The sequence below is a fragment of the Marinobacter sp. Hex_13 genome, assembly GCF_001566815.1.
GTDB classification, from domain to species: Bacteria; Pseudomonadota; Gammaproteobacteria; order Pseudomonadales; family Oleiphilaceae; genus Marinobacter; species Marinobacter salarius.
Window position 1 is genome coordinate 1 of the sequence record NZ_LSMM01000032.1, and the last position, 22,360, is coordinate 22,360.

The following is a 22,360-nucleotide window of genomic DNA, read 5'->3' on the forward strand; positions in this document are numbered from 1 at the left end:
ACTTGGCAAAAACGGGAACGCCCACAAGGTGAACCCGATAGCGGAGCGAGAAACCATGGAAAGTCTGACTGCAAAACCGTTCAGAGGGTCTGGCCGTTTACTGGGCCTGGCTGTAGCGATCACTGTTTTATTGACCGGCTGCGAGGCGCAAAGCGATGAAGCTGCAAGCATGCCGCCTCCGCCGGAGGTGGATGTGGCGGAAGTGGTCGTGGAACCGGTCACTCTCTGGGAATCATTCACAGGCCGTGTGGCATCGCCGGAAACGGTGGACTTGCGGCCTCGCGTCAGTGGCTACATCGACAAGGTGGCCTTTGAGGAAGGCGAACTGGTGCAGGCCGGCGAGCTGTTGTTCCAGATAGATCCACGTCCGTACGAAGCCCAAAAGCAGGCGGCGAGTGCCGAACTGGCGCTGGCCAACAGCCAGCTTGATCTGGCCAGAAGTGAAGCCGGCCGGGCCAAGACGCTGCTGGAAAGCCGGGCAATATCCCGTGAGGAATACGATCAGCGCAATACCGCGTTGATGAGCGCCCGGGCCCGTGTACAGGCTGCCCAGGCCGCGCTGGATACCGCCGAGCTGAACCTGCAGTACACTCGTGTAACTGCACCCGTCAGTGGCCGGACTGGCAGGGCCCTGGTGACCCAGGGCAACCTGGCGAACGCCGACCAGAGCCTGCTCACCACGGTAGTTTCGGTAGACCCGGTGCACGTGTATTTCGAGGCCGATGAGCAATCGGCGTTCAGTAGCCAGCAGCTGCTTGCCAATGGTCAGCCCAGGGATGTGCGCATTTCACTGGGTGGCGAGGATGGCCGTCAGTACCAGGGCAAGCTGGATTTCGTCGACAATCACCTGAATCCGGGGACCGGCACCCTGCAGTACCGTGCCGTGCTCAACAACCCGGACGGCCTGATTAAACCCGGCCAGTTTGCCCGTGTGGAAATGCCCGTGGCCGAGCTGGACCAGGCACTGCTGGTCAACCGCAAGGCGGTGCTGACCGATCAGGACCGTCGTTTCGTCTACGTGGTGGATGAACAGGATCGGGTTGCGCCCCGGCAGGTCACTACTGGCCGTCAGGTGGATGATCTCCAGGTGATCCGTGAAGGTCTCAACCATGGCGATCTTGTGATCATCAATGGTGTGCAGAAGGTGTTTGGCGCTGGTATGCAAGTCAAGCCGCAGCTGGTTGCCATGAAAGAATCCGACCAGGGAGAAGGCACCGTTGCCGTCGCCCAGGAGCTGGCGCAATGAATATCTCCCGATTCTTTGTCGACCGGCCGATATTTGCGGCGGTGCTGTCCATCATCATCTTTGCCATCGGGTTGATTTCGATTCCGAACCTGCCGGTCAGCGAGTACCCGGAAGTGGTGCCTCCGTCGGTGGTCGTGCGCACCGTCTACCCTGGCGCCAACCCCAAGGAAATTGCCGAAACCGTGGCCACACCGCTGGAAGAAGCCATCAGTGGTGTCGAAGACATGATGTACTTCAAGTCTGTGGCGGGCTCGGACGGCGTTCTTCAGATGACCGTCACCTTCCGGCCAGGCACCGACGCTGAGGAGGCCACCGTGCGGGTGCAAAACCGTGTCAGCCAGGCCCAGGCCCGGCTGCCGGAGGAGGTTCGGCGCCAGGGTGTGACCACCCAGAAGCAGTCGCCCACGTTCCTGATGGTGGTGCACCTGACATCACCGAACGGCACCTACGATACGCTCTACCTGCGTAATTACGCGCGGTTGCATGTGCGCGACCGACTGGCCCGGATTCAGGGCGTTGGCGACGCGCAGATATTCGGTGGCGGTGATTACGCCATGCGCGCCTGGCTGGACCCGGACCGTATTGCGGCCCGTGGCCTGACGGCGAGCGATGTCGTCCGCGCCATGCGTGAGCAGAACGTACAGGTGTCTGCCGGCCAGATTGGCGCGGAACCGGTGCCGGACAGCGACTTCCTGACACTGATCAACGCCCGTGGCCGACTTGAAACCGTGGAAGAGTTTGGTGACATCGTGCTCAAGCGCGGTGACAACGGCGAGATTCTGCGCCTGGAAGACGTGGCCCGGTTGGAAATGGGGGCCGGTGACTACACCCTGCGCTCGCAACTGGATGGCAAGGATGCGGTGGCCCTGGGTGTTTTCCAGGCGCCGGGCGCCAACGCCCTGGAGATCCGCGACGAAGTGATCGCCACTATGGATGAACTGTCTGCCCGCTTCCCGCAAGGGGTGGAGTATGAGGCGGTTTACGATACTACGATCTTCGTCAGCGATTCCATCAAGGCGGTCATTGCCACCCTTCTGGAGGCGGTGTTGCTGGTGGTACTGGTGGTCACGCTGTTCCTGCAGACGTGGCGGGCGTCGATTATCCCGTTGCTGGCGGTACCAGTGTCGGTCATTGGCACCTTCGGCGCGCTGTACCTGTTGGGCTACTCCATCAATACCCTGACGCTGTTCGGCCTGGTGCTCGCGATCGGTATCGTGGTGGACGACGCCATCGTGGTGGTGGAGAACGTCGAGCGTAACATCGAGGAAGGCCTGAAACCGCTGGCGGCGGCTCATCAGGCCATGAAGGAGGTCTCTGGCCCTATCATTGCGATCGGTCTGGTGCTGTGCGCCGTGTTCATTCCCATGGCGTTCCTCTCCGGGGTTACCGGCCAGTTCTACCGGCAGTTTGCGGTGACCATTGCCATTTCCACGGTAATTTCCACCATCAATTCGCTGACCCTGTCGCCGGCGCTGGCGGCGATGCTGCTGAAACCTCACAGCGCCCCCAAGGATCGGCTGCAGCGTGTGATCGACGCGTTGTTTGGTTGGCTGTTCCGGCCCTTTAACCGCTTCTTCAACGCCAGCGCCGAGAAGTATCAGGGTGGCGTGTCCAGCTCCCTGCGCCGGCGCGGTGCGGTGTTTGTGGTATACGCGCTGTTGCTGACGGGTACCGGGCTGATGTTCAAGGCGGTGCCGCCGGGCTTCATCCCCATCCAGGACAAGCTCTATCTGATGGCGGGCGTGAAACTGCCGGAAGGGGCCTCCCTGGAGCGTACCGATCAATTGCTACAGAAAGTCACCGACATCGCCATGGAAACCGAAGGTGTGGCCAACGCCGTGGCATTTCCCGGCCTGAACGCACTGCAGTTCACCAACACCTCCAACACCGGTGTGGTGTTCTTTCCCCTGAAACCGTTTGACGAGCGCAGCCTCAGTGCCGGGGAGATCAACGCCCAGATCAACCAGAGAATCAGTGGGCTGAAAGAAGGCTTTGCCTTCTCCTTCATGCCACCGCCGATCCTGGGCTTGGGTAATGGCTCCGGCTATCAGTTGTTCATCGAGGACCGTGGGAATCTCGGTTACGGGGCCCTGCAGAACGCGGTGAACCAGTTCCAGGGGGCCATCAGCCAGACACCGGGCATGGGGTATCCCATCACCAGTTACCAGGCCAATGTGCCGCAACTGGATGCGGAAGTGGACCGGCTCAAGGCCAAGGCCCAGGGCGTGCCCCTGACTGAAGTGTTCGACACCCTGCAGACCTACCTGGGGTCCACCTATGTCAACGACTTCAACCGGTTTGGCCGTACCTGGCAGGTCATCGCCCAGGCAGACGCCCCCTACCGCGACAGCGTGGAGGACATTGCCCGCCTGCGCACCCGTAACGACCAGGGCGAGATGGTGCCGATCGGCTCGATGGTGAACATTCGCCAGAGCTTCGGACCGGACCCGGTATTGCGTTATAACGGCTACCCCGCAGCGGATATCGCCGGGGAGGCGGACCCAAGGGTGCTGTCATCGGCCCAGGCCATGGATACGCTGACAGCGCTGGCGGACCAGGTGCTGCCAGCCGGAATGGCGTTTGAATGGACCGACCTGAGCTATCAGCAGGCCACCCAGGGTAATGCCGCGCTGGTGGTGTTCCCGCTTGCCATCCTGCTGGTGTTCCTGGTTTTGGCAGCGCTTTATGAGAGCTGGACCCTGCCGTTGGCGGTGATCCTCATCGTGCCCATGTGCATGCTCTCGGCATTGATCGGCGTGTGGTTTAGCGACGGGGACAACAATATCTTTGTCCAGGTGGGTCTGGTGGTGTTGATTGGCCTGGCCTGCAAGAACGCCATCCTGATCGTGGAATTTGCCCGCGAACTGGAGCTTCAGGGGCGGAGCATTGTGGAGGCGGCGCTGGAAGCCTGCCGGTTGCGGCTGCGGCCCATCATCATGACCTCCATCACCTTTACCGCTGCGGTTGTGCCCCTGGTGCTGGCCACCGGCGCGGGCGCCGAGGTGCGTGAGGCTCTGGGCACGGCCGTATTTGCCGGCATGATCGGGGTCACCCTGTTTGGCCTGTTCCTGACTCCGGTGTTCTACGTGGCGCTGCGCAAGCTTTCTGGAAGCCACCCGCTGAAGAGCCATCATACATCCACACTGTCTTCCGATGACGGCGATAGCGAAGACGCATTGCCAGGAGGTAGCCATGCTTAAAGTCATCACCATGACGGGGGCTCTGGCCCTGTTAACAGGATGCGCCGTGGGCCCAGATTACCAGGCCCCGACGACGCCGGAACCGAATGCGTTTTCGGAAGGGCGAACCATGGTTGCCGGTGGAACCGATCAGCAGCGTTTCTGGCAGGGATTTGATGATCCTTTGCTGGCACGCCTGATTGATGATGCCCTGGCCGCCAACCTCAGTCTGGAAGGCGCCGTCGCTCGCTATGAGCGCGCGGCCGCCCTGCTGTATGGCGCCGAGCGGGATCAATGGCCCAGCGTCACGGCCAGCGCCTCTGGCGCCGAACAGTATCTTGCGGATATTGAGCAATCTCCCCCCGGTGCCGGGCCAGAACGGGTGCAGCGTTACCAGGCTGGCGTTGCCGCCAGTTGGGAGCTGGATCTGTTCGGGCGCCTTCGCCGTGCGACGGAGGCCCAAAGGGCGGAACTGGAGGCAGCCGGTGCCGATCTCGGTGCCGTTCAGGTAGCCATCGCGGGCCAGTTGGCCAGCAGCTATTTTGAGCTGCGAGGCCTTCAGCAGCAGTATCAGGTTGCCCTGCAGAGTGTGGCTTTGCAGCAGCAGTCACTGGACATCGTGGAAGCCCGGGTAAAGGCCGGGCGTGGTACCGAGTTTGATCAGGTCCGTGCCCGTGCCCAACTGGAACGGACCCGGGCCGAATTGCCCACCCTGCAGGCGGGGATACGAGGGGCCATGCACCGCATTTCCGTGCTGACGGGCCAGCCGCCGATGGCGCTTGTCGATACGCTGTCACCTCGTGGAGCGCTGCCGGAAACCCTGCCGACGATTCCCGTGGATAGCCCGGGGGAAGTTCTGCGCCGCCGCCCGGATATCGCCGCTGCTGAGCGACGCCTGGCGGCCTCCACCGCCCGCATTGGGGTGGCCACCGCTGACTTGTTCCCTCGCTTTACCCTGAGCGGGCTAATCGGTTCCGTTGCCGGCGACACCAGCGATCTGTTCACCGGTCCGGCGGAAACCCGACGCGTTGCCCTGGGCATTGACTGGACTTTCCTGGACCACGACCGGGTCAAATCCCGTATCGAGGCGGCAGGAGCCGATAGCCGTGCGGCATTGGCCAGCTACCAGCAAACGGTGCTGGAGGCCCTGGAAGAGGCAGAAACGCGGCTGGTGCGTTATCAGCGAGCGCAACAGCGGGAAGAGCGGCTGGAACAGGCGATGAATAATGCCGAGCACGCCGTGGAACTGGCCCGGGCTCGCTATGAAGAAGGGTTTATCGGCTATTTCGAGGTGCTGACGGCGGAACAGGAGTTCACCGCCACCCGGGATGCGGCCGTGCGTAGCCGCACAGCGGTCACCCTGGCGATGGTGGATGTCTACCGCTCGCTGGTAGGTGCGCCGGGGTAAGTCTCCCGGCGATCCTGATTACTTCATCTCGAAGCCCTTGCCGCGCAGGAAATCCCGCATGTGGGGGCGCAACTTGGATGTAAACAGTGGTTTCAGCTGTTGCGACCAGTTGGTGTCCTTGGTGCCCCCGGTGCGGGCCTGGTAATAGGTGTTCATGGTGGTGTCGAATTCCGCCACCAGTTCCGGATCGCGTTCGCTTTGGTAATAATCCTCTTTGAGGATGGACGCCAGTGGCAGTCTCGGTTTCACCTCGGGTGCCTGGTCCGGATACCCCAGGCACATACCGAACACCGGATATACATGCTCCGGCAGACGTAGTAGCTCGCTCACCTCCGCTGGGTTGTTACGTATGCCCCCGATATAACACAGGCCCAGCCCCGCCGATTCTGCTGCGGTGGCAACGTTCTGGGCCACCAGGGCAGTATCGATGCTGGCCACCAGCAACTGCTCGGTCATCCCGCGGACTACCTCGGCACCTGCGCGTTCCGCGGCATCCGTGGCCCGTTTCATGTCTGCGCAGAACACCAGAAAATCTGAACTTTCCGCCACATAGCGTTGGCCGCCACTCAACTCCGCAAGGGCCTCTCGGTTGTTCGGATCGACCACATGGATAATGGAGTAAGCCTGCACATGACTGGACGTAGCGGCGCTCTGGCCAGCCCGGATCAGTTCCTCGAACAGCTCGCGGGGAATCCTGCGGTTCTGGAACTTGCGGATTGAACGGTGTGATTTAAGAAGCTCAATGGTGGGATTCATAGCGCCCTTCAGCATGACAACGGAAAGCGCTTATCCTGCCATTGGCAGGCGATGATGGCAAAAAGGGCCCCGCAATCATCATTACGGGGCCCTTTTAGAGGTCGAGCGTTTTTTTAGCCAGCGACTAGCGGCGACGGCGAAAGCCCAGGCCGAGCAGACCTAGCCCCATCAGCGCCAGCGTGCCCGGTTCAGGGACCTGTGCGGTTACTCTTACGTCGTCGAGGAAGTTGCCGACGGTGCCATCCGGGCTCACGGAAGTGAACTTGATGGTGGTTTCCAGAGCGCTGGCAATGAAGCTTCCTGAGAAGATGCTCCAACCACTCGTTACATGATCATTCAGCAGCGAATCGGCACTGTTTCCATTGGAAATCAGGGACAACATGAAGCTTTCAGAGTTGTTCTGGCGAGCGCGGTAAGCAAAGCTCAGGTCATAACGCTGGCCAATGGTGGTATCAATGGTCTGGTAGATGCCAAATGGGCCATCCATGTCCGGGTGGGCATTCAGCTCGGCAAACTGGCTGCCGTCATAAGCGTTCACGCTGTTGAAGCCACTCTCCCAGATTTCAATGTTGCTGCCGGTCCAGCCAGCGACCTGGTCAGATGTAAAAAACTGCCAGGTGCCCGTAGTCACGTTGGGGTTTTCGAAGCTGCCATTCTCGATCAGGTTAGCGGTTGCCGGAGCGGCGAATGCGAGGCCTGCGGCAAGGATGCCCAGTGTGGCGATACGGTTGATAATGCTCATGTGGCCTTTCCTTAATGGTCATCAGTGTTGATCTGCACTGATAAAGGCAACATGTGGGCCACTGTCAAAAATTCTCCTTGAATTCAGATGCCACGATGATTTTTGAGCGCAACCTTGAAGGCAGTGTGTAAAGAATTCTGACAGGCCGGCAGCTGTTGCTGGCGATCAGAAGTGCTTCACAATAGCGCCCCCGAGGTCTCTGATAGCGCCATTACGTTCATCAAAAGACGCACCGGTTTGCGTTATATAGATCGCGATCACCAGAGGCGGGCGATGGGGTGGCCATAGCACGGCAGTGATTGAACGGGAGCCGTGGCCGCCGGCTCCAGAGCGGTCTCCGATTGTCCAGTCCGGTGGTATCGCTGCCCGGAGCAAGTTGTCACTGACACGGTTGCCTTTGAGCCAGGTAACCAGAGTATCCCGGGAACCTTTGGATAGCGCCTCACCAAGTACCAATTTGCGGAGGTTCGCGACCATCGCCTTGGGACTTGTGGTATCTCGCAGGTCGCCCGGCGTGGCCTCATTGAGTGAGGTTTCCGTCCGGTCCAGCCGCGTAACGGTATCGCCCAGATCGCGTGCATACGCGGTAACGCCGTCGGGGCCATCAATGGCCCCCAGTACCAGATTGGCGGCGGTGTTGTCGCTGGTGGCCATGGTCGCTTCACACAGCTCCCGCAAACTCATACCTGCCTCTTCCCCTACACGTGTCTCAGTGACCGGTGAATAGGTCACCAGATCGTCCTTGCTGAAGATCACTCGCCGATCCAGATCAACAGTGCCGTTATCCACCTTTGCCAGCAACGCCGCACAGGCCAGGGTTTTGAAGGTGCTTGTGATGGGGAAACGGTCATCGCCGTGATAGTCCCAGGATTCTCCAGTCCCGGAATCATAGAGGGCGATGCCCACGCGTGCGTCCAGGCGCTGTTCCACGGTTTTCACCGCCTCAAGCAACGGGTTGGCGTGGACCAGAGAAAGCGTGGAGGTCATCAACCAAAGGGCGAGCATTAACAGGGCGGAACGCATCTAATCTCCCACTGAGTAAGACAGAATTCGCGACAGGTGGCTGTAGGGCAGGCCAGTTTCCTTATGCCAGTCGTTGAAGGCCTGCTGTGCCTGCATCAAGGCCTTTTTGCTGCCGGGGCTGGCATCCAGCCGTTCCTCCCGATGCAACCCGGCGGCCACATCCGACGACAGGATAAACCCATCCCAGCCTACCCGACGCAGGAAATATTGGGCGGTGTTGCCGCCGAGGCGGGCACCGTGGCGTTTGAACCACATCAGCAAGCCGACCTGATCGTGCGAAGGCCACTGGCTCAGGAAGGCTCCAAAGCCACCGTGCTCACGGGCGCCATCCACAATCATCCGGGCGTTGTCCGGCACCGTGCGAATTTTCTGCATGTTGCGCACAATGCGTTCATCCTGTGCCAGATCCTCCAGCACTTCTGGCGGAACCTGCTGCCAGTACAGCGGCACGAACCCCTTGAAGGCATCTTCAAATCCCGGCCACTTGTTCTCGATCACTCGCCACACGAAACCGGCCTTGAAGACGCAGCGTGTGACCTCGGACAGGTAGCGGTCGTCACCCATGGCTTCAAGCTCACCGGGCGCCGCAACCCGGGGCAATATGGCGCGTAGCTCGACTTCGCCGCCTTTGCGGGCGGCTGCCTGATTGTAAATTCTGGAGAAGGACATCGTAATTTCCGGAATCCGGTTGTCGGGTTGAAGGCGTGTGGTCCACTATAAGGTAAATGGGTTCAATGAAGGAGCCAAGCCATGCCACTTATCGGATGGGTTTTTGTCATAGTCGCGCTGGCCCTGGTGGTCGGCAGCCTCTTCGTGCTGCGGGACAGCGCCAACAGTATGAAGATCTCTGACGAAAAGATGAAAAAGATCCAGGAACGCAAGGCCGAGGTAGAAGCTGAGGAAAGTGCGGAGGACCGGGAGCAGTGGTAATTTGCTGTCCCCGTTAGACATTTCACGAAAATTCACATTGTCGATGAAACGGTAGCGCAAGAGCCCCGTATCTCTGATGAATTTCTCATTTCACGGCAGTTTGGCCATTGGCGAAACCGGTCGTGAACAGTGTTCATCCAGAAAAACGGGTTTCAGAATGACGGGATATTACGATTACACCCTGGTGGCCGCCTCCTTTGTGGTTGCGGTACTGGCATCGTACAGCGCGCTCTACTTCGGCGCACAGCTTGCTACGCTCGAACAGGCAAAAGCCAGGCTATGGCTGGCGCTCGGGGCTCTGACGATGGGAACCGGGGTCTGGGTCATGCATTTCGTAGGCATGCAGGCCTATGTGATGCCGATGGAAATGAGCTACGACCTCACCATTACCCTGATTTCCTGGGTTGCCGCTGTGGGTGCTTCGGGACTGGCCCTGCATATCATCGGCAAGGACCGCGCGGGCCCGCTGCAGATCGTTATCGGCAGCCTGTTCATGGGCGGCGGTATTACGTCCATGCATTACGTCGGCATGGCGGCCATGGAGATGGAGCCGGGGATGCGCTACGACCCGGTTCTGTTCAGTGCTTCCGTTGTCATTGCGGTCGGGGCCTCGGGTGTGGCCATGTTCATTTGCCGCCGCTTGCAGTCAGTACAAGGCCTCAAAGGAACCGCCCTCCAGCTCGGCGCCGCCCTGGCCATGGGCGTGGCTATCTGTGGAATGCACTACACGGGCATGGCTGCCATGATCTATCCTGAAAACGCCATGCCCGCTGCAGACAATCTGCTATCGGGTGATTGGCTGGGTGCCCCGCTGGCCCTGTTCAGTGGCGTATTGATCCTGGTCGCTCTTTTTGCCTCCGCCAATGACGTCAAGCAGCGCCGGAACGCTGAAATCCAGGCGCTGGAGGAATCCCGGCGTGTCGAGCGCAAAGCACTGTACGATTCGACCACAGGACTGCCCAACCGGGCCAGCCTGGCGAATCATCTGGTCAAGGAACTGGCAAGGAGTGAAACCGACAAACACGAGTTCGCTGTGCTCTACCTGGAGGTTGCCAACCATCGGGAGATTCCCGACAACCAAGCTGAAGACGCAATAGCCGCCCTGGCCAGAACCGTGAGGACAGCCTTCGATGAAGGAACCTACCTGGCACGCCATTCAACCAGTGCGTTCGTGTTGCTCGTGACAAACCCCGCAGACGACAAACACAAAGACCTGTATCAGCGCCTTCGGAATCTTCCGACGGAAACAGAAAGTGGCGTTACACTTGAACTTCGAGCCGGGCAGAGCGTGTTCCCCAACTCCGGGCGTAATAGCCGGATGCTGATGAAAAAAGCGATGGAAACCTCAGAGCTTCGAAAGCTGGGGCTCGCCAGCATGAACGAAGAGGTAAAATCGGCGGATTACTTCGAGGCGCGTTCAGCATTGCCGGAAACATGATGCTGGCGGGTCAACGACGCCAGTTCATTTTGCAGCGGATCCAGCAACCGGGCCCTGACGGTAGGATGCACTCGCGATTCCGGGTAGCAAATGACCAATCGAATGTGGGATATGTGTTCGTCCTTCGGGAAAACAATATTCTCAACGTACTGGCCTGATTGGCTGGCTTTCATCAGGTTGCGCTCAGGCTTTTGATCGGACCCAAGCCGGTCGCCCTCTGAGAAAAAATTAAGGCACCTGAAGACGTTGGCCGGCGCCTTGCGGGGGTTGAATCCCCATTGGGCCGGCAACGTTCGGCCCAGGCCGCCTGCCGCAATGGTCACAACCAGGTCGACTGTGATGTCACGCCGGGCGAGTTCACGTGCCACCTTGATCGCCTCGAAACCGCCCTGACTATAGCCGACGATGGCTATTCTGCGGTTGGCGCCAGCTGCTTCGCTTAAATCGTCCGCGATGGCTTTCGTGGGATGCATATGGCTGTACATCGTTGTGTCGTGGTAACCGGACTCCTTCATCATGCGAAGCAGGTGTTTCCGCATAAGGTCATGGCCCATAAGGCCGTGAATCGCCGCCACCTTTGGTCCATTGAAACCAGGTTCAACTGCCGGGTAGTCCGGTGCCTGGGGAAAAGGAATTCGTATCATCGACTGCTTTTCTCTCTATTGGGCTATTGGGAGGAGCTTTGATCCACCAGCCGAATCGCAACACCGGCATGCTTCGCCCCGGCTTTAGTTTGGTGATGGGATTCGAAAAGACTCACCCATTGGCCTGCTTCCAGTACCAGCGTCCCCTGGCCCGCGAGGTTGCCATCACGGGTTGTGTATTCACTGGCATAGGTGAGCTGGAATGAACCAGAGGGCTTTTCCACCGGGCTGATCTCATATCCCATGGAGAGTGCCCGCGAAGCAACAAAGTTACTGTGTTCGGTTGTGACTGCTCCCACCCTTAGAACCCTTGACTCATCCAGAAACTCTGGCAGCACATCGCCTGGGGCGCCGTTAGGGGTGGTGGCACGACACTCACAGTAGCGGATTTCGAGAAGCAAAGGCTTGCTGCCGAGGTAGTCTGAAGCCGTGGGCTGGCCGGCTAACGTCAGGTCAGGGAGGGTGGAAAGTGCTAGCAAGCTGATATTGCGCAATGTCTTCCTTGGCATTTGGGGCTCCTAAAGATTGTTTACACCACTGGCTCTGACCAAACGGCATACTCATTGCCATTGGGGTCCGAGAAATGAAAACGGCGACCGCCCGGAAATGAAAAAATGTCCTGCACGATGGCACCGCCCGAGGACGTCACTTTTTCAAGGGTGGCTTCCAGGTCGGCACTGTAGAGGACTATCAGGGCACTTCCGTTGCTGGTGGTGGCGACCTTATCCGATTTGAAGAAGCCACCGTCCAGCCCGGCATTCTCAATAGCAACGTATTCCGGCCCGTAGTCTACAAACGACCAGCCAAACGCGCTGGCAAAGAACCGTTTCGTGACGTCAAGATCCCGTGAAGGGAGTTCAACATAGTTGATCTTTCCGGTTTCTCTCATGTCCCTAATCTCCCTCGACGACGGCTTCCCGTTCCCTCTCGTACTCATCGTACGATTTGTTGGAGCGCGCCATACACTCTTCGTACTGAGCCGGCGGAACCGTATTACATTCCTGTCGGTTGTTGTGCTGGATGTTGTCGTAAACGGCCTTGTTGCTGCATCCAGCTACCGAAAAAATGAAACACGCCATCAGAACTCTGTGCATGATTTTTACCGTCCCTAGAAGGTAGCTTTGGCGCAGCTACCATTTTCAGTTGGCGGAAGGCAGGTTGCCTCCCAGCATGTTCTCAACCACCGCCGCATTGTAGAAGGCTTCAACGGTCTGGATCTTATCGTTGCGCACGCGGAACCAGACGGCCAGCCGCACATCCCCAATCGGTTCAAAGTGGGTCTGGTAATCCAGAATCGCGAATACGTGCTCCCCGTCGGCACTGAGCTGCCGGAGGACGAGGTCTTTCTGGATGGCGGCCATACCGAACTGGTAGGACAACATGTCATCCGGACTGAGGAAATGCATGTTGGGCCCAACATATTCAAACCCGTCGGCAACCAGCCACGCTTTTGCCTCATCAAAGCGATGAGCACGGGTATCGGCGATGAACTGCTCCACGACGTCTTTTGGCTGCATGTACAGACTCCATTCCAAGACAGGACGATTTAAGTGCCTGGATCTGCGTAGATTGCATTGTTCTGCCACCCAGATCAAAGCATAGCGATTATTGTTATCGTCGTGGAGTCTTAAACCTTATTTAATCCCTGGCATCCCGATGTATCCAGGCAGCGATTTTATACGGTCGATCCAGGCCTGGATGGCTGGGTATCGCTCGAGTGTTACGCCACCTTCCCAGCCCGTTGCGACGTAAGGAAACACGGCACAGTCGGCAATGGTGGGCCGGCCCAGTGCCAGCCATGGATGTTCGCTGAGATGTTTCTCGATCAACGGAAGAACTTTAGCACTGACTTCCAGTGCGCGCGCCTTGTCCAGCGGGTACCCGAACTTGTCGATCAAACGGGCGGCGTTCGGGCCAGCGTGAATCTCGTTGGCGGCGGTCGACAGCCACTGCATGACTTCGCCCTGCTGTGCTGCGCCGTCTGGCCACCACTGGTTGCCGCCGTATTGGCGAGCCAGATACACCAGAATCGCCTGAGAGTCGCGCAGAACAACGCCATCATCGGCCAATACCGGCACCTGGCCCCAAGGGTTGAGTGCGATAAACGGTGATTGTTTGTGATCGCCACCCGGGAGATCCACCGGCTCCAGTTCGAGATTGATGCCCGCCAACGCAGCATACAGACGGACTTTGTAGCAGTTCCCGGACAATTCCAGATCGTATAGTTTCATGGCATGTGCTTCCTGAGCGTTAATGGTTGTTGCTGGTGGGTGTGCTGGCAGGCCCTGATTCAGGCAATAACTGATTGAACTCCAGTACGTTCCTGTCGGGATCACGAATAAACAGCGTGATCCGGCGTGGGCCGAGACGATGAATGCCTTCGGTAATGGCAATGCCTGCCTGATCAAGCCAGTCTTTCAATGCGTAAAGATCATCGACCACGAAGGCGGGATGGGTTACACCGGGTAGCTTGATGGGCTCATCCAGCAACACGTTCCGGCCGTGAGGCAAACGCGTAGCGTTGAAGATCAGGTTGATGCGCACGCCGTCTGGCGTTTCCATTTCATTGGCTTCGTACTTGTCGAAGCGGCGTACCTCCTGAAACCCGAGTTGTTCATAGAAGGCCACGGCCTGTTGGCGGTCGCTGACCCGGATACCGACGTGATCGTACTGACGAATCGGCTGGGGTTGTTTCATGACGGACTCCGAATGAATGACGTTGTGCCACCAGTAAACGCCTCAACGCGGATTCAATAAATGCCGTCCACCTGTTAGGATTATTCAGGTTTTTGCACAAATCCCTGCCACACGCTGCGACGGTGCCTGCCGATGGACAAACTCAAAGCCATGAGTACTTTTGTCGCCATTGTGGATCAGGGCAGCCTCTCCGCAGCCGCTGACAAACTGGACCGATCCCCGGCCGCTGTCGTGCGAACCCTCGCCAGTCTGGAGCAGCACCTTGGTGTTCGCTTGCTCAATCGCAGCACCCGCCGTATCGCGCTTACTGATGAGGGGCGCGAATACCTCGATCACTGCCGCCGTATTCTGGCGGACATCCAGACCGCAGAGTTCCAACTCGATAGCCGGCGCGCCGACCCCGCTGGCAAGCTGACGATCACTGCGCCTGTAACGTTTGGCCGTCTGCATATCGCACCATTACTGAACCAATGGCTGAAACAGAACCCCGCCATGAGCGCGGAACTGATCCTGCTCGACCGCATCGTCGATGTGATAGAGGAAGGTTTTGATCTGGCCCTGCGCATTGGTCACCTGGCTGACAGCTCACTGGTGGCGAGACAGGTCGGCAGTACGCCCTATGTACTCTGTGTGAGCCCTGAGCTCATCGAACAGCGCGGACAGCCCAGCCATCCCGAACAGTTATCAGACTGGCCGACCGTGGGGTTCACGCCCGCCGGCGAGGTGTGGCAATTTCAGGTAGAGGGAGAGCTGTGGGAGCAGCGCATTCATCCCGTAGTCAGTGCGAATCAGATTGACACCGAACTCGCCGCCGCCCGGGATGGCCTGGGCATATGCCGGGTGTTGGGCTACCAGGCGCAGGAGGATTTTGAGCGCGGCACCCTGGTACCGGTGTTGGCGGAATACAATGCCCCGGCGTTGCCGGTGCAGTTCGTGTTTCCGCACAGCCGTTTGCTGTCACCACGAGTGCGGAAATTTCTGGATGCGGTGGTGGGGCCGTTGCAAGAGCGGTTGAGTGGGACGTACTGATTCAAAGCGCCGTTGTTAAGCAGCATGTAGCGGCTTGATTCGATCCACTTCTTCCTTGACCGACTGAGCGGCCGTCCAAAGATCAACAGATCGCTGCGCATTTAGCCAGAATTCCGGCGAATTACCAAACAAACGGGCAAGCCTGAGCGCCATTTCAGGACTGACAGCACGACGTTCGCGCAGTAGTTCATTAACTGACTGACGAGAAACGCCCAGAGATTCAGCCAACCCGGCAACGGAAAGGCCATAGTCCGGAAGGAAATCCTCCCTCAGCATCTCGCCAGGATGAGTCGGCTTGCGATGCATGCCGGCAGTATTAAGAATAGCCATAGTCATCACCTCACTCAGTGGTAGTCACACACTTCGACTTCATACGCATCGCCATCTTCAAAACGAAAACAGATACGCCACTGATCATTGATTGAAATTGCGTGCTGCCCCTGCCTGTTTCCCGCCAGCGGGTGAAGGCGATTGCCAGGCGGCACTTTCAAATCCTCCAGCTGCACGGCCAGATCCACGTATTCAAGTTTTCTAGCGGCTCTCGGTGCAACATCCGCAGGAAACTTCTTTGACTTGCCCTTGGAGTAAAGTTCTTGGGCTCGCTTGTCAGAGAAGGATTTGATCATGAGAAGGAGTGTATTGTGTCACGTGACGCTTGTCAACGTGATATGGCGATGCTGCATAACGCTCCGCTAATGTGCGCCGCCTGCGGCGTCACCATTGAGCGGTTTATTAGCAGATTCTGCCTGCAAACGCTCCACCAGCCACACCTTGATGATCGATTGGCGGGTAACGCCAATGCGTGCAGCCTCACGATCCAACGACTCGACAACCCAAGCCGGGAAATCGACGTTGATTCGCTTTTGTTCCTGATTAACGCGGCGAGCAGAGGACAGGTCCAGGTCATCAATGATATCTTCCTGACCTTCCTCAAATTTTTTATCGAAGTCTTTAGCTTTCATAGAGCTCAACCTCCTTCTTGCGGGAACGTCTGACTGAAATCAGACGAATACGAGTATCCCTGTACGTGACGACAGCCGACCAGTGCTTTTCACCAATCTTTCCTATCAGCAAAAACCTCTGTTCATCCTCTGATTTTGCGCGGATCTCCAGCAGGTATGGATCTTTCCACAGCCCTTGGGCGGCCACGAAATCGATACCGTGCTTGCCCAAGTTGGCCTGGCTTTTGGCTTCGTCGAATTCAAACTCATCCATGAGTATAAATTATTCCTTTTTTACTCACTCCGCAAGGCCCGGGACAAGCATCTGCTGGGAATGATTGCCCGGAATCTGCGAGCTGGGATTATGGATAACCAGCTATATGGATCAACTACTTTGGTATCGCCACCGGCTATCAGCGCTGCTGCGACATGGATCACTGGATTCGCCGTCGCGTCCGGATGGCCTACTGGCGACAGTGGCGCAAGCCGCGCACTAAAGTCAGAAACCTGATGAAGTTAGGTGTTCACGTGCAGGCCGCTGTGGCGTGTGGCATCACCAGTAAAGGTCCTTGGCGCAGCTCCAAGACGCCGGGTATTCAACAGGCACTGTCCAATGACTACCTGAAAGCCGAGGGACTGGCATCACTGCGCGATGGATGGATCAAGCTTCACCATTCCCGGTGAAACGCCCTGTGCGGAGCCGCCGGTCCGACGCATCGGTGGAGGGTGTTGTGGGGGCTGGGGATTAGATACCCCTGGCTACCCGGTTAGATGATTTTGGTTTTCCCGCTGACTGCATGTATGTAAATTTCTCCCCGTGTCTGTGCCGCTTTGATCTTTTTATCGAGCATTTCTGAAAATGACTGGAATTCTTCCAGAACCATCATTAAATCTTCACCATCGACAAAAATGGTCTTTATGGCTTTGCCATGAACAAGAGAATTAACTACATTATCGCTGAATCCATTAACAGAGATGAAAACACCCCTGCCGTAAAACTTACCTTCGATTTTTCCAACAAATTGGTATACGGGTTCATTTGCCGATGCCTTATCCTGCCACTTCGCTTCGACGAGATAATGCTCCCCTTCAAACTTAATAGCTCCATCAATTTGCTCGCCATTAACTCGGTAAGGCTCTGTTACTTCCAATCTTGACAGCTTACCAAGTTCTTGAAGCAAATTCTCTAATTCATACCCTCGACGTGCCGGTGGCAAACTACCTTGGATAAGCGCGAGGTACTTTTCTTTAAGCTCGCTAATGGTTTGTTTCGGATTTTGTGAGGCGGCTTCTTTGGCTGCACGTGCTTTTCGTTCTTTTTGAATTTTATGGTCTCGAATTTCTTGCAGTTGCTTAAGGTGTGTAATCGAACGCTCCGCGTCAGCTCTATTGAGCTTTTTCAACTTATCGAAATAATATGGATCAAAGGAAGACCATCCGACCAAGGATTTTAGCATTGAGCGAAAAGGCCCGAGGCCGCCATCCGGTTTTTCTGCCAAGTGACCAAACATGCAATCGACAATCTTGTATCTCGCTAGTTCTTTATGATCACCCAGAACCCGAATATCTGAATTGGTACAGCCATTGTCGACGAAGAACTGAACGATATGATCCTTCGGCCAAAATATTTTGAGAATGCAATCTCGCATTCCACTTTTAATATCTGAAGGAAAGCTCATTGGTATCCTTTTCTACACCCTCGTTAGGTTTCATCATCCAACAATTCATTTAACACGTCATCAATTCCGGAGGACTGCTCCTTTGCACGATCAAACAAATTCGCTAGAGCAGTTGTCGTGTCGTAATAATCCCATATGAGGTGCCCAAATAAATCCACGATGCATATTCCAACTGATACACTCCAAGAGTAATCAAATTCATCGTGAAAATATTTTGAGCGCTTTTCGAATAATCCAATTTTTTTTCCTTTGTAGACTCCCTCTAGATACAAAGGAACCAAATCATCAGTGCCACTAGTCAAGTATGCGGGAGCCTGGTTCCTAACCCACTTCATTTCATCATTGACAGTAGCCCTTGTAAGCCTCTGGATCAGTTGTGTCGCTTTGCTGTCTATGCTCATTTTCAATCCCACTTTGTATCTTTTACCAGTTGCTCCAAGACGGTAATTACAGCCGACAACTCATTGTAGTAACTCCAAGCCTGATCTAACGTTGCGTCATTTACGGGCTCCATCCGAAATAGACGCCGTTCGCATAATTTTGTTATTGCGGCGTGAATACGCTTCCGTTCGCCCTCAGGAACCTTGCCCCCAGCATTTCTGAGTAGATTAACCGCGATGTGTATCTGATTCACGCCGAGCCGTCGTTCGCAAGGCCAATTTTTAAGCGCCTTGGAAAGAGTGCTACTTGCTTTGCCCAGATCTCTTACCAATTCGGGCAATCTCGCTCTTCGAAGATAAGACTTGCGAATACCTCTCACTTCGAAATAGACAAGCAAAGCAAGGCCCGCCCCAATTATCGAGCAAGCTGCTGCTATGTAGTTAAGCCAATTCGGCAAATTAAACCTCCATGAAACCTAATGCTTGCAGCATGCGCGCTCACGGAATGGAGCCGAAGGCGCAATGTAATGGGTGTCGTCGTGCCTGCACTTAGGCATCACGATCCTTATTCAAAGTGATTATGATTCTTCGAGAATCTTCAATGATGCTGTCGATAGTGACAGGGCCCGAGTTCTCTTCAATTCGTTTCTGGATCTGAGGCGGAGTGCTTAGATCAACTCGAACAGTAAGCTCGCCCTGTTCGTCGGTTGTCTTGTTCACATCCTCAATGACGTAATTGTCAAAGGTCCAGCCATCGAGAACTCTGTCGATATTTCTGTCTAAAACCTCTTTGCGCTGGGGACCACTTAGGTAGGCCACCAGCTCTTTGTGCATATTACTCTGCTGCCATGCTTCCTTGATCGACTCCCCGATGGTCTGCTGTAAAAGCCAAATCCCGAAGGCCGTGAGAGTGACGGTGAGTGTCAGACTCCCTCTCTCTAACCTCTCAAGATAATACGCTTCAATATGATTGAGCTGACCATCCAATCGGTCGCGAAGCGACTGCTTCTGCGAGGGCGTTGTCTCGCTAGATCTAATAAGGTAAGCAACCTCCTGGTATTGGATCTCGCGGAGGATAGTTGAAATTCTTTTGAGAAGAGATCTTATCGTTCTATCGGAGATAAGGTCTAAATGAGGGTGGTAAAAGACAAAATTAACGTTTTTCATGCTTTTTGGGGCCAGAGTTCAGGCTTCTACCTTTTGGTCAGTAGAATTTTTTCGCTGTCACCTCGGAGTATTGCTCAGGAATAGAGCATACCCTCTCGGACAGCGGCACTGAACCGCGCAGCCAACTCCATGTTATTGAATTATTTACCCAGGCGCAATCGGGGGCACTAGCCTAACATTTATATATGAGTCGCCACGACGGCATTCTCAGCGACCAATATCTCAATTCTAACGTTCCCCAAAATTAGGAAGAAAATACTGTCAGGTCAATAAGTTCCGGCTATTTTCCTAACCATCACCCCGGAAAAAGCGGTCATAGTGACCGCTATCTTCATCCAGAGACTTGCCGCCACAATTTGATTTCGAAGGAAAAATAGAAAGATTATTGAAGCCTGCAAAAATCATGGTTGCAGTGACCACTTTCTAGTGTTTTTTGATGTATTCATGTGAGATAGCCACGAAAAAAGCGCCGTGCTCATAGAGCAGGGCGCTTTCTTCAGTAAAGGCGGGCTTACGCTTTCGGCCCGGCCTCCACGATGGCGTCGGAAACATCAAACTTCTTGAAGTTTTCCACGAACTGGCCAATCAGCTCGGCGGCCTTGGCGTCGTAGTCTTCCTTGCTGGCCCAGGTGTTGCGGGGGTTCAGCAGGTTGTTGTCTACGCCCGGTACGTCAACCGGCACGTCCACGTTCAGGGTGGGCAGGTGCTCGGTTTCGGCATCGTCCAGGTCGCCATTCTGGATGGCAGCGATGATGCCACGGGTGGTGGGGATGCTGAAACGCTCGCCCACGCCGTAGGGGCCGCCGGTCCATCCAGTGTTCACCAGGAAGACCTTGCTGCCAAACTCATCCATGCGCTTCATCAGCAGCTCGGCGTAGACGCCGGCCGGGCGCGGGAAGAAAGGCGCGCCGAAGCAGGTGGAGAAAGTGGCTTTCAGCTTGGACGAAGAGCCCATTTCGGTGGAGCCCACCAGCGCGGTGTAGCCACTCAGGAAGTGGTAGGCCGCGGCTTCCTTGCTGAGGATGGACACGGGCGGCAGTACGCCGGTCATGTCGCAGGTCAGGAAGACGATGTGTGACGGCTCGCCGGCGCGGTTCTCAATAACGCGTTTCTCAACGTGCTCCAGCGGGTAGGCGCAACGGGAGTTTTCGGTGAGAGAGACGTCGGTGTAGTCCGGCTCGCGGGTTTCCGGGTCGATGGTGACGTTTTCAACGATGGCACCGAAGCGGATGGCGTCCCAGATAATGGGTTCGTTCTTCTGGCTCAGGTCGATGCACTTGGCGTAGCAGCCGCCTTCAATGTTGAAGACGGTGCCGGGGCCCCAGCCATGCTCGTCGTCGCCGATCAGGAAGCGATCAGGGTCGGCAGAGAGGGTGGTCTTGCCGGTGCCAGAGAGGCCAAAGAACAGGCAGGTTTCGCCGTCTTCGCCAACGTTGGCGGAGCAGTGCATGGGCAGCACGTCTTTTTCCGGCAGCAGGAAGTTCTGTACGGAGAACATCGCCTTTTTCATTTCGCCGGCGTAGTGCATGCCTGCCAGCAGTACCTTGCGCTTGGCAAAGTTGATGATCACGCAGCCGTTGCTGTTGGTGCCATCGCGCTCGGGCACGCACTCAAAATTGGCGGCGTTGAGGATCTGCCACTCCTGCTTGTCGGCCGGGTTGAAGCTGTCAGGGCGAATAAACAGATTCTGGCCGAAGAGGTTCTGCCAGGCGGTTTCGGTGGTCATGCGCACCGGCAGGTAGTGTTCCGGGTCGGAGCCAACGTGTACCTGGCTTACAAAGCTGTCTTTCTCGGCGATGTAGGCTTCAACGCGATCCCAGAGGGCATCAAACTTGTCCGCATCGAACGGGCGGTTGATGGGGCCCCAATGGATATCGTCAGAGGTACTGGGCTCTTCGACGATGTAGCGGTCTTTCGGGGACCGGCCTGTACGTTCACCGGTTTTGACCACCAGGGAACCATTTGCGGCCAGTTGGCCTTCGCGTCTTTCCAGTGCCAGCTCAACCAGTTGTGCTGCACTCAGATCATTATAAGTGTTACTCACTTCGACCTCGCCCTCGGGATGTGATCGTGATTACTCAGGCCGTCCCCCCTAAAAATTGACGGAAATCTGAGCAATCGGGTCAATTCAGGCGCGCTATTATGCCAGAGACGCCGGTAAAAAACGACTGCCCCGGAAACCGCTCTATGACTGGCTTCCGGGCCGTTCAGCCGGGTGTTCAGTGTAACGTATGGCCGGTGAAAAGGTGATCAATATCATTTCTATCGAAGCGATAGTGTTGATGACAGAACTGGCAGTCCATTTCGATGGAACCCTGCTCGTCGAGGATACTGTAGCACTCCTCCTTGCCGATGGATTCCAGGGCGCCCAGCGTTCGCTCCCGCGAGCAGCTGCAGCGGAAGGCGACGGGCTCGGCATCGAACAGGCGCACAGTTTCTTCGTTGAACAGGCGATGGAGCACGGTTTCGCTGTCCAGGGTCAGTAGTTCTTCGGCTTCGACGGTGCTGGCCAGGTGGTTAAGGCGATCCCACAGGTCGGAGTCCTGTTCGGTGTCGCCGGGCAGTTTCTGCAGCATCAGGCCGGCGCTACAGTTTTCATCGGCAAACAGGAAAAAGCTGGTGGGGATCTGCTCGGAGCGTTCGAAGTATTCTTCCAGGCAGCCGGCCAGGCTTTCCTCTTCCCGGGGCACCACGCCCTGGTAACGCTGGCCTTTGTCCGGGGAGATGGTGATGGCCATGCGGCCCTCGCCCAGCAGCGCATTCAGGGAGTCCTCGGTCACAGCGTGTTCGTCGTAACGGGCCAGGCCACGGATGAAACGATCATGGCTGCACTCTGCCATCAGTGTGCGCAGCGGGCCTTCGCCCTGGGCTTGCAGCGATAGGGTGCCTTCAAACTTGAGGGTGCTGCTCATCAGCACGCTGGCCACCAGGGATTCGCCCAGCATGCGCCGCACGGACGCGGGGTAGGGAGCCTGGCTGCCAATTTCACTGTAGCTGTCGTTCAGTTTCACCCAGGCTCCCCGGACCTGGCTGTCTTCAAAAATAAATCGCTGGAACTGGTCCCGGGATGCCATTGGTATTTCTCCTGAGCGTTAAAGTCG

27 protein-coding genes are annotated in these 22,360 nt (G+C 56.7%); 7 read left to right on the forward strand and 20 right to left on the reverse strand.

The features are described from left to right. The 3 genes from AXW11_RS08050 to AXW11_RS08060 all read left to right on the forward strand — a co-directional run. Positions 1-1,246 (forward strand): efflux RND transporter periplasmic adaptor subunit (locus AXW11_RS08050; RefSeq protein ID WP_353743717.1); only part of this gene is annotated, 1,246 nt, incomplete at its 5' end. Continuing rightward, a complete protein-coding gene (locus AXW11_RS08055; protein WP_075194705.1) occupies positions 1,243-4,446 on the forward strand; it encodes an efflux RND transporter permease subunit in 3,204 nt (1,067 codons plus the stop codon). The genes AXW11_RS08050 and AXW11_RS08055, both read left to right, overlap by 4 nt. Continuing rightward, positions 4,439-5,833 (forward strand): efflux transporter outer membrane subunit, encoded by a 1,395-nt coding sequence (locus AXW11_RS08060; protein WP_075194706.1) that lies wholly within the window; start codon positions 4,439-4,441, stop codon positions 5,831-5,833. Before AXW11_RS08055 ends, AXW11_RS08060 begins: the two co-directional genes overlap by 8 nt. 18 nt (positions 5,834-5,851) lie before the next feature. Here the strand turns inward: AXW11_RS08060 and nfsA are convergent, their stop codons facing one another. The 4 genes from nfsA to AXW11_RS08080 form a co-directional block, all read right to left on the reverse strand. After that, positions 5,852-6,589 carry an oxygen-insensitive NADPH nitroreductase gene (gene nfsA / locus AXW11_RS08065; protein WP_041336492.1) on the reverse strand — a complete coding sequence of 246 codons (738 nt, stop codon included), beginning with the start codon at positions 6,587-6,589 and terminating at the stop codon, positions 5,852-5,854. A 124-nt stretch (positions 6,590-6,713) separates the two neighbouring features. Further along, positions 6,714-7,331: a PEP-CTERM sorting domain-containing protein gene (locus tag AXW11_RS08070; RefSeq protein ID WP_083637149.1), complete on the reverse strand. Its 618-nt coding sequence runs from the start codon at positions 7,329-7,331 to the stop codon at positions 6,714-6,716. A gap of 165 nt (positions 7,332-7,496) precedes the next feature. Next, positions 7,497-8,354 carry a class A beta-lactamase gene (gene bla, locus AXW11_RS08075; protein WP_075194707.1) on the reverse strand — a complete coding sequence of 286 codons (858 nt, stop codon included), beginning with the start codon at positions 8,352-8,354 and terminating at the stop codon, positions 7,497-7,499. Beyond that, positions 8,355-9,023, reverse strand: coding sequence for a DNA-3-methyladenine glycosylase I (locus AXW11_RS08080; protein WP_041333014.1), 669 nt, complete (start codon positions 9,021-9,023; stop codon positions 8,355-8,357). Between the two features lie 81 nt (positions 9,024-9,104). Here AXW11_RS08080 and AXW11_RS08085 point away from each other — a divergent pair, with 81 nt between their 5' ends. Further along, the gene (locus tag AXW11_RS08085) at positions 9,105-9,284 is read left to right on the forward strand and encodes a DUF2897 family protein (RefSeq protein ID WP_036211340.1); all 180 of its coding nucleotides are present in this window, start codon (positions 9,105-9,107) and stop codon (positions 9,282-9,284) included. Between the two features lie 157 nt (positions 9,285-9,441). After that, a complete protein-coding gene (locus AXW11_RS08090; RefSeq protein WP_158498352.1) occupies positions 9,442-10,722 on the forward strand; it encodes an MHYT domain-containing protein in 1,281 nt (426 codons plus the stop codon). Here the strand turns inward: AXW11_RS08090 and AXW11_RS08095 are convergent. The 7 genes from AXW11_RS08095 to AXW11_RS08125 all read right to left on the reverse strand — a co-directional run bounded on the left by AXW11_RS08095 (position 10,686) and on the right by AXW11_RS08125 (position 14,063). After that, complete coding sequence (locus tag AXW11_RS08095; protein WP_052479407.1) at positions 10,686-11,366, reverse strand: lipase family protein; 681 nt, start codon at positions 11,364-11,366, stop codon at positions 10,686-10,688. The genes AXW11_RS08090 and AXW11_RS08095 overlap by 37 nt on opposite strands. Positions 11,367-11,389: 23 nt before the next feature. Then, positions 11,390-11,875, reverse strand: coding sequence for a hypothetical protein (locus AXW11_RS08100; protein WP_127401941.1), 486 nt, complete (start codon positions 11,873-11,875; stop codon positions 11,390-11,392). Positions 11,876-11,895: 20 nt separating this feature from the next. Next, positions 11,896-12,255 carry a VOC family protein gene (locus AXW11_RS08105; protein WP_075194708.1) on the reverse strand — a complete coding sequence of 120 codons (360 nt, stop codon included), beginning with the start codon at positions 12,253-12,255 and terminating at the stop codon, positions 11,896-11,898. Positions 12,256-12,259: 4 nt separating this feature from the next. After that, entirely contained in the window at positions 12,260-12,460 is a 201-nt protein-coding gene (locus AXW11_RS08110; protein ID WP_036211335.1) for a hypothetical protein, read from the reverse strand. Positions 12,461-12,505: 45 nt separating this feature from the next. Continuing rightward, positions 12,506-12,883, reverse strand: a complete 378-nt coding sequence (locus AXW11_RS08115) for a nuclear transport factor 2-like protein (RefSeq protein WP_041333026.1) — start codon at positions 12,881-12,883, stop codon at positions 12,506-12,508. 117 nt (positions 12,884-13,000) lie between these two features. Then, positions 13,001-13,597 carry a glutathione S-transferase family protein gene (locus AXW11_RS08120; protein ID WP_091643144.1) on the reverse strand — a complete coding sequence of 199 codons (597 nt, stop codon included), beginning with the start codon at positions 13,595-13,597 and terminating at the stop codon, positions 13,001-13,003. A 19-nt stretch (positions 13,598-13,616) separates the two neighbouring features. Then, positions 13,617-14,063, reverse strand: a complete 447-nt coding sequence (locus AXW11_RS08125; RefSeq protein ID WP_091643147.1) for a VOC family protein — start codon at positions 14,061-14,063, stop codon at positions 13,617-13,619. 132 nt (positions 14,064-14,195) lie between these two features. On the opposite strand from AXW11_RS08125, the gene AXW11_RS08130 reads away from it, so the two are divergent. Next, the gene (locus AXW11_RS08130; protein ID WP_091643149.1) at positions 14,196-15,092 is read left to right on the forward strand and encodes a LysR family transcriptional regulator; all 897 of its coding nucleotides are present in this window, start codon (positions 14,196-14,198) and stop codon (positions 15,090-15,092) included. A gap of 15 nt (positions 15,093-15,107) precedes the next feature. Here the strand turns inward: AXW11_RS08130 and AXW11_RS08135 are convergent, their stop codons facing one another. The 4 genes from AXW11_RS08135 to AXW11_RS08150 form a co-directional block, all read right to left on the reverse strand. Beyond that, positions 15,108-15,422, reverse strand: coding sequence for a HigA family addiction module antitoxin (locus tag AXW11_RS08135; RefSeq protein ID WP_091643152.1), 315 nt, complete (start codon positions 15,420-15,422; stop codon positions 15,108-15,110). A gap of 14 nt (positions 15,423-15,436) precedes the next feature. Then, on the reverse strand, positions 15,437-15,718 hold the full coding sequence (locus AXW11_RS08140) for a type II toxin-antitoxin system RelE/ParE family toxin (RefSeq protein WP_091643155.1): 282 nt from the start codon (positions 15,716-15,718) through the stop codon (positions 15,437-15,439). Between the two features lie 66 nt (positions 15,719-15,784). Then, the gene (brnA, locus tag AXW11_RS08145; protein ID WP_091643158.1) at positions 15,785-16,054 is read right to left on the reverse strand and encodes a type II toxin-antitoxin system BrnA family antitoxin; all 270 of its coding nucleotides are present in this window, start codon (positions 16,052-16,054) and stop codon (positions 15,785-15,787) included. After that, the gene (locus tag AXW11_RS08150; protein WP_091643161.1) at positions 16,044-16,307 is read right to left on the reverse strand and encodes a BrnT family toxin; all 264 of its coding nucleotides are present in this window, start codon (positions 16,305-16,307) and stop codon (positions 16,044-16,046) included. The genes brnA and AXW11_RS08150 overlap by 11 nt, the downstream gene beginning before the upstream one ends. Before the next feature lie 110 nt (positions 16,308-16,417). Between AXW11_RS08150 and AXW11_RS08155 the strand changes: the two genes are divergently transcribed. After that, a complete protein-coding gene (locus AXW11_RS08155) occupies positions 16,418-16,717 on the forward strand; it encodes a group II intron maturase-specific domain-containing protein (protein ID WP_258955211.1) in 300 nt (99 codons plus the stop codon). A gap of 83 nt (positions 16,718-16,800) precedes the next feature. On the opposite strand, the gene AXW11_RS08160 is transcribed toward AXW11_RS08155, so the two are convergent. From AXW11_RS08160 to hslO, 5 genes are all read right to left on the reverse strand, one after another. After that, entirely contained in the window at positions 16,801-17,712 is a 912-nt protein-coding gene (locus AXW11_RS08160; protein ID WP_091643164.1) for a restriction endonuclease, read from the reverse strand. A gap of 23 nt (positions 17,713-17,735) precedes the next feature. Continuing rightward, on the reverse strand, positions 17,736-18,113 hold the full coding sequence (locus tag AXW11_RS08165; RefSeq protein WP_091643167.1) for a hypothetical protein: 378 nt from the start codon (positions 18,111-18,113) through the stop codon (positions 17,736-17,738). A gap of 528 nt (positions 18,114-18,641) precedes the next feature. Beyond that, the gene (locus AXW11_RS08170; RefSeq protein WP_091643177.1) at positions 18,642-19,259 is read right to left on the reverse strand and encodes a hypothetical protein; all 618 of its coding nucleotides are present in this window, start codon (positions 19,257-19,259) and stop codon (positions 18,642-18,644) included. Between the two features lie 511 nt (positions 19,260-19,770). Next, on the reverse strand, positions 19,771-21,303 hold the full coding sequence (locus AXW11_RS08175; protein WP_075195801.1) for a phosphoenolpyruvate carboxykinase: 1,533 nt from the start codon (positions 21,301-21,303) through the stop codon (positions 19,771-19,773). Between the two features lie 175 nt (positions 21,304-21,478). Next, positions 21,479-22,333 (reverse strand): Hsp33 family molecular chaperone HslO, encoded by an 855-nt coding sequence (gene hslO / locus AXW11_RS08180; RefSeq protein WP_075195800.1) that lies wholly within the window; start codon positions 22,331-22,333, stop codon positions 21,479-21,481. Positions 22,334-22,360 lie beyond the last annotated feature (27 nt).

Bases quoted from the DNA above. Each gene is read 5' to 3' on its own strand.
- AXW11_RS08070 (WP_083637149.1), bottom strand. From the start codon at position 7,331: ATGAGCATTATCAACCGTATCGCCACACTGGGCATCCTTGCCGCAGGC.
- AXW11_RS08110 (WP_036211335.1), bottom strand. From the start codon at position 12,460: ATGCACAGAGTTCTGATGGCGTGTTTCATTTTTTCGGTAGCTGGATGC.
- brnA (WP_091643158.1), bottom strand. From the start codon at position 16,054: ATGAAAGCTAAAGACTTCGATAAAAAATTTGAGGAAGGTCAGGAAGAT.
- AXW11_RS08150 (WP_091643161.1), bottom strand. From the start codon at position 16,307: ATGGATGAGTTTGAATTCGACGAAGCCAAAAGCCAGGCCAACTTGGGC.
- bla (WP_075194707.1), bottom strand. From the start codon at position 8,354: ATGCGTTCCGCCCTGTTAATGCTCGCCCTTTGGTTGATGACCTCCACG.
- AXW11_RS08095 (WP_052479407.1), bottom strand. From the start codon at position 11,366: ATGATACGAATTCCTTTTCCCCAGGCACCGGACTACCCGGCAGTTGAA.
- AXW11_RS08080 (WP_041333014.1), bottom strand. From the start codon at position 9,023: ATGTCCTTCTCCAGAATTTACAATCAGGCAGCCGCCCGCAAAGGCGGC.
- AXW11_RS08105 (WP_075194708.1), bottom strand. From the start codon at position 12,255: ATGAGAGAAACCGGAAAGATCAACTATGTTGAACTCCCTTCACGGGAT.
- AXW11_RS08060 (WP_075194706.1), top strand. From the start codon at position 4,439: ATGCTTAAAGTCATCACCATGACGGGGGCTCTGGCCCTGTTAACAGGA.
- AXW11_RS08140 (WP_091643155.1), bottom strand. From the start codon at position 15,718: ATGATCAAATCCTTCTCTGACAAGCGAGCCCAAGAACTTTACTCCAAG.
- hslO (WP_075195800.1), bottom strand. From the start codon at position 22,333: ATGGCATCCCGGGACCAGTTCCAGCGATTTATTTTTGAAGACAGCCAG.
- AXW11_RS08170 (WP_091643177.1), bottom strand. From the start codon at position 19,259: ATGAAAAACGTTAATTTTGTCTTTTACCACCCTCATTTAGACCTTATC.
- nfsA (WP_041336492.1), bottom strand. From the start codon at position 6,589: ATGAATCCCACCATTGAGCTTCTTAAATCACACCGTTCAATCCGCAAG.
- AXW11_RS08085 (WP_036211340.1), top strand. From the start codon at position 9,105: ATGCCACTTATCGGATGGGTTTTTGTCATAGTCGCGCTGGCCCTGGTG.
- AXW11_RS08120 (WP_091643144.1), bottom strand. From the start codon at position 13,597: ATGAAACTATACGATCTGGAATTGTCCGGGAACTGCTACAAAGTCCGT.
- AXW11_RS08125 (WP_091643147.1), bottom strand. From the start codon at position 14,063: ATGAAACAACCCCAGCCGATTCGTCAGTACGATCACGTCGGTATCCGG.
- AXW11_RS08115 (WP_041333026.1), bottom strand. From the start codon at position 12,883: ATGCAGCCAAAAGACGTCGTGGAGCAGTTCATCGCCGATACCCGTGCT.
- AXW11_RS08135 (WP_091643152.1), bottom strand. From the start codon at position 15,422: ATGGCTATTCTTAATACTGCCGGCATGCATCGCAAGCCGACTCATCCT.
- AXW11_RS08160 (WP_091643164.1), bottom strand. From the start codon at position 17,712: ATGAGCTTTCCTTCAGATATTAAAAGTGGAATGCGAGATTGCATTCTC.
- AXW11_RS08055 (WP_075194705.1), top strand. From the start codon at position 1,243: ATGAATATCTCCCGATTCTTTGTCGACCGGCCGATATTTGCGGCGGTG.
- AXW11_RS08090 (WP_158498352.1), top strand. From the start codon at position 9,442: ATGACGGGATATTACGATTACACCCTGGTGGCCGCCTCCTTTGTGGTT.
- AXW11_RS08100 (WP_127401941.1), bottom strand. From the start codon at position 11,875: ATGCCAAGGAAGACATTGCGCAATATCAGCTTGCTAGCACTTTCCACC.
- AXW11_RS08165 (WP_091643167.1), bottom strand. From the start codon at position 18,113: ATGAGCATAGACAGCAAAGCGACACAACTGATCCAGAGGCTTACAAGG.
- AXW11_RS08130 (WP_091643149.1), top strand. From the start codon at position 14,196: ATGGACAAACTCAAAGCCATGAGTACTTTTGTCGCCATTGTGGATCAG.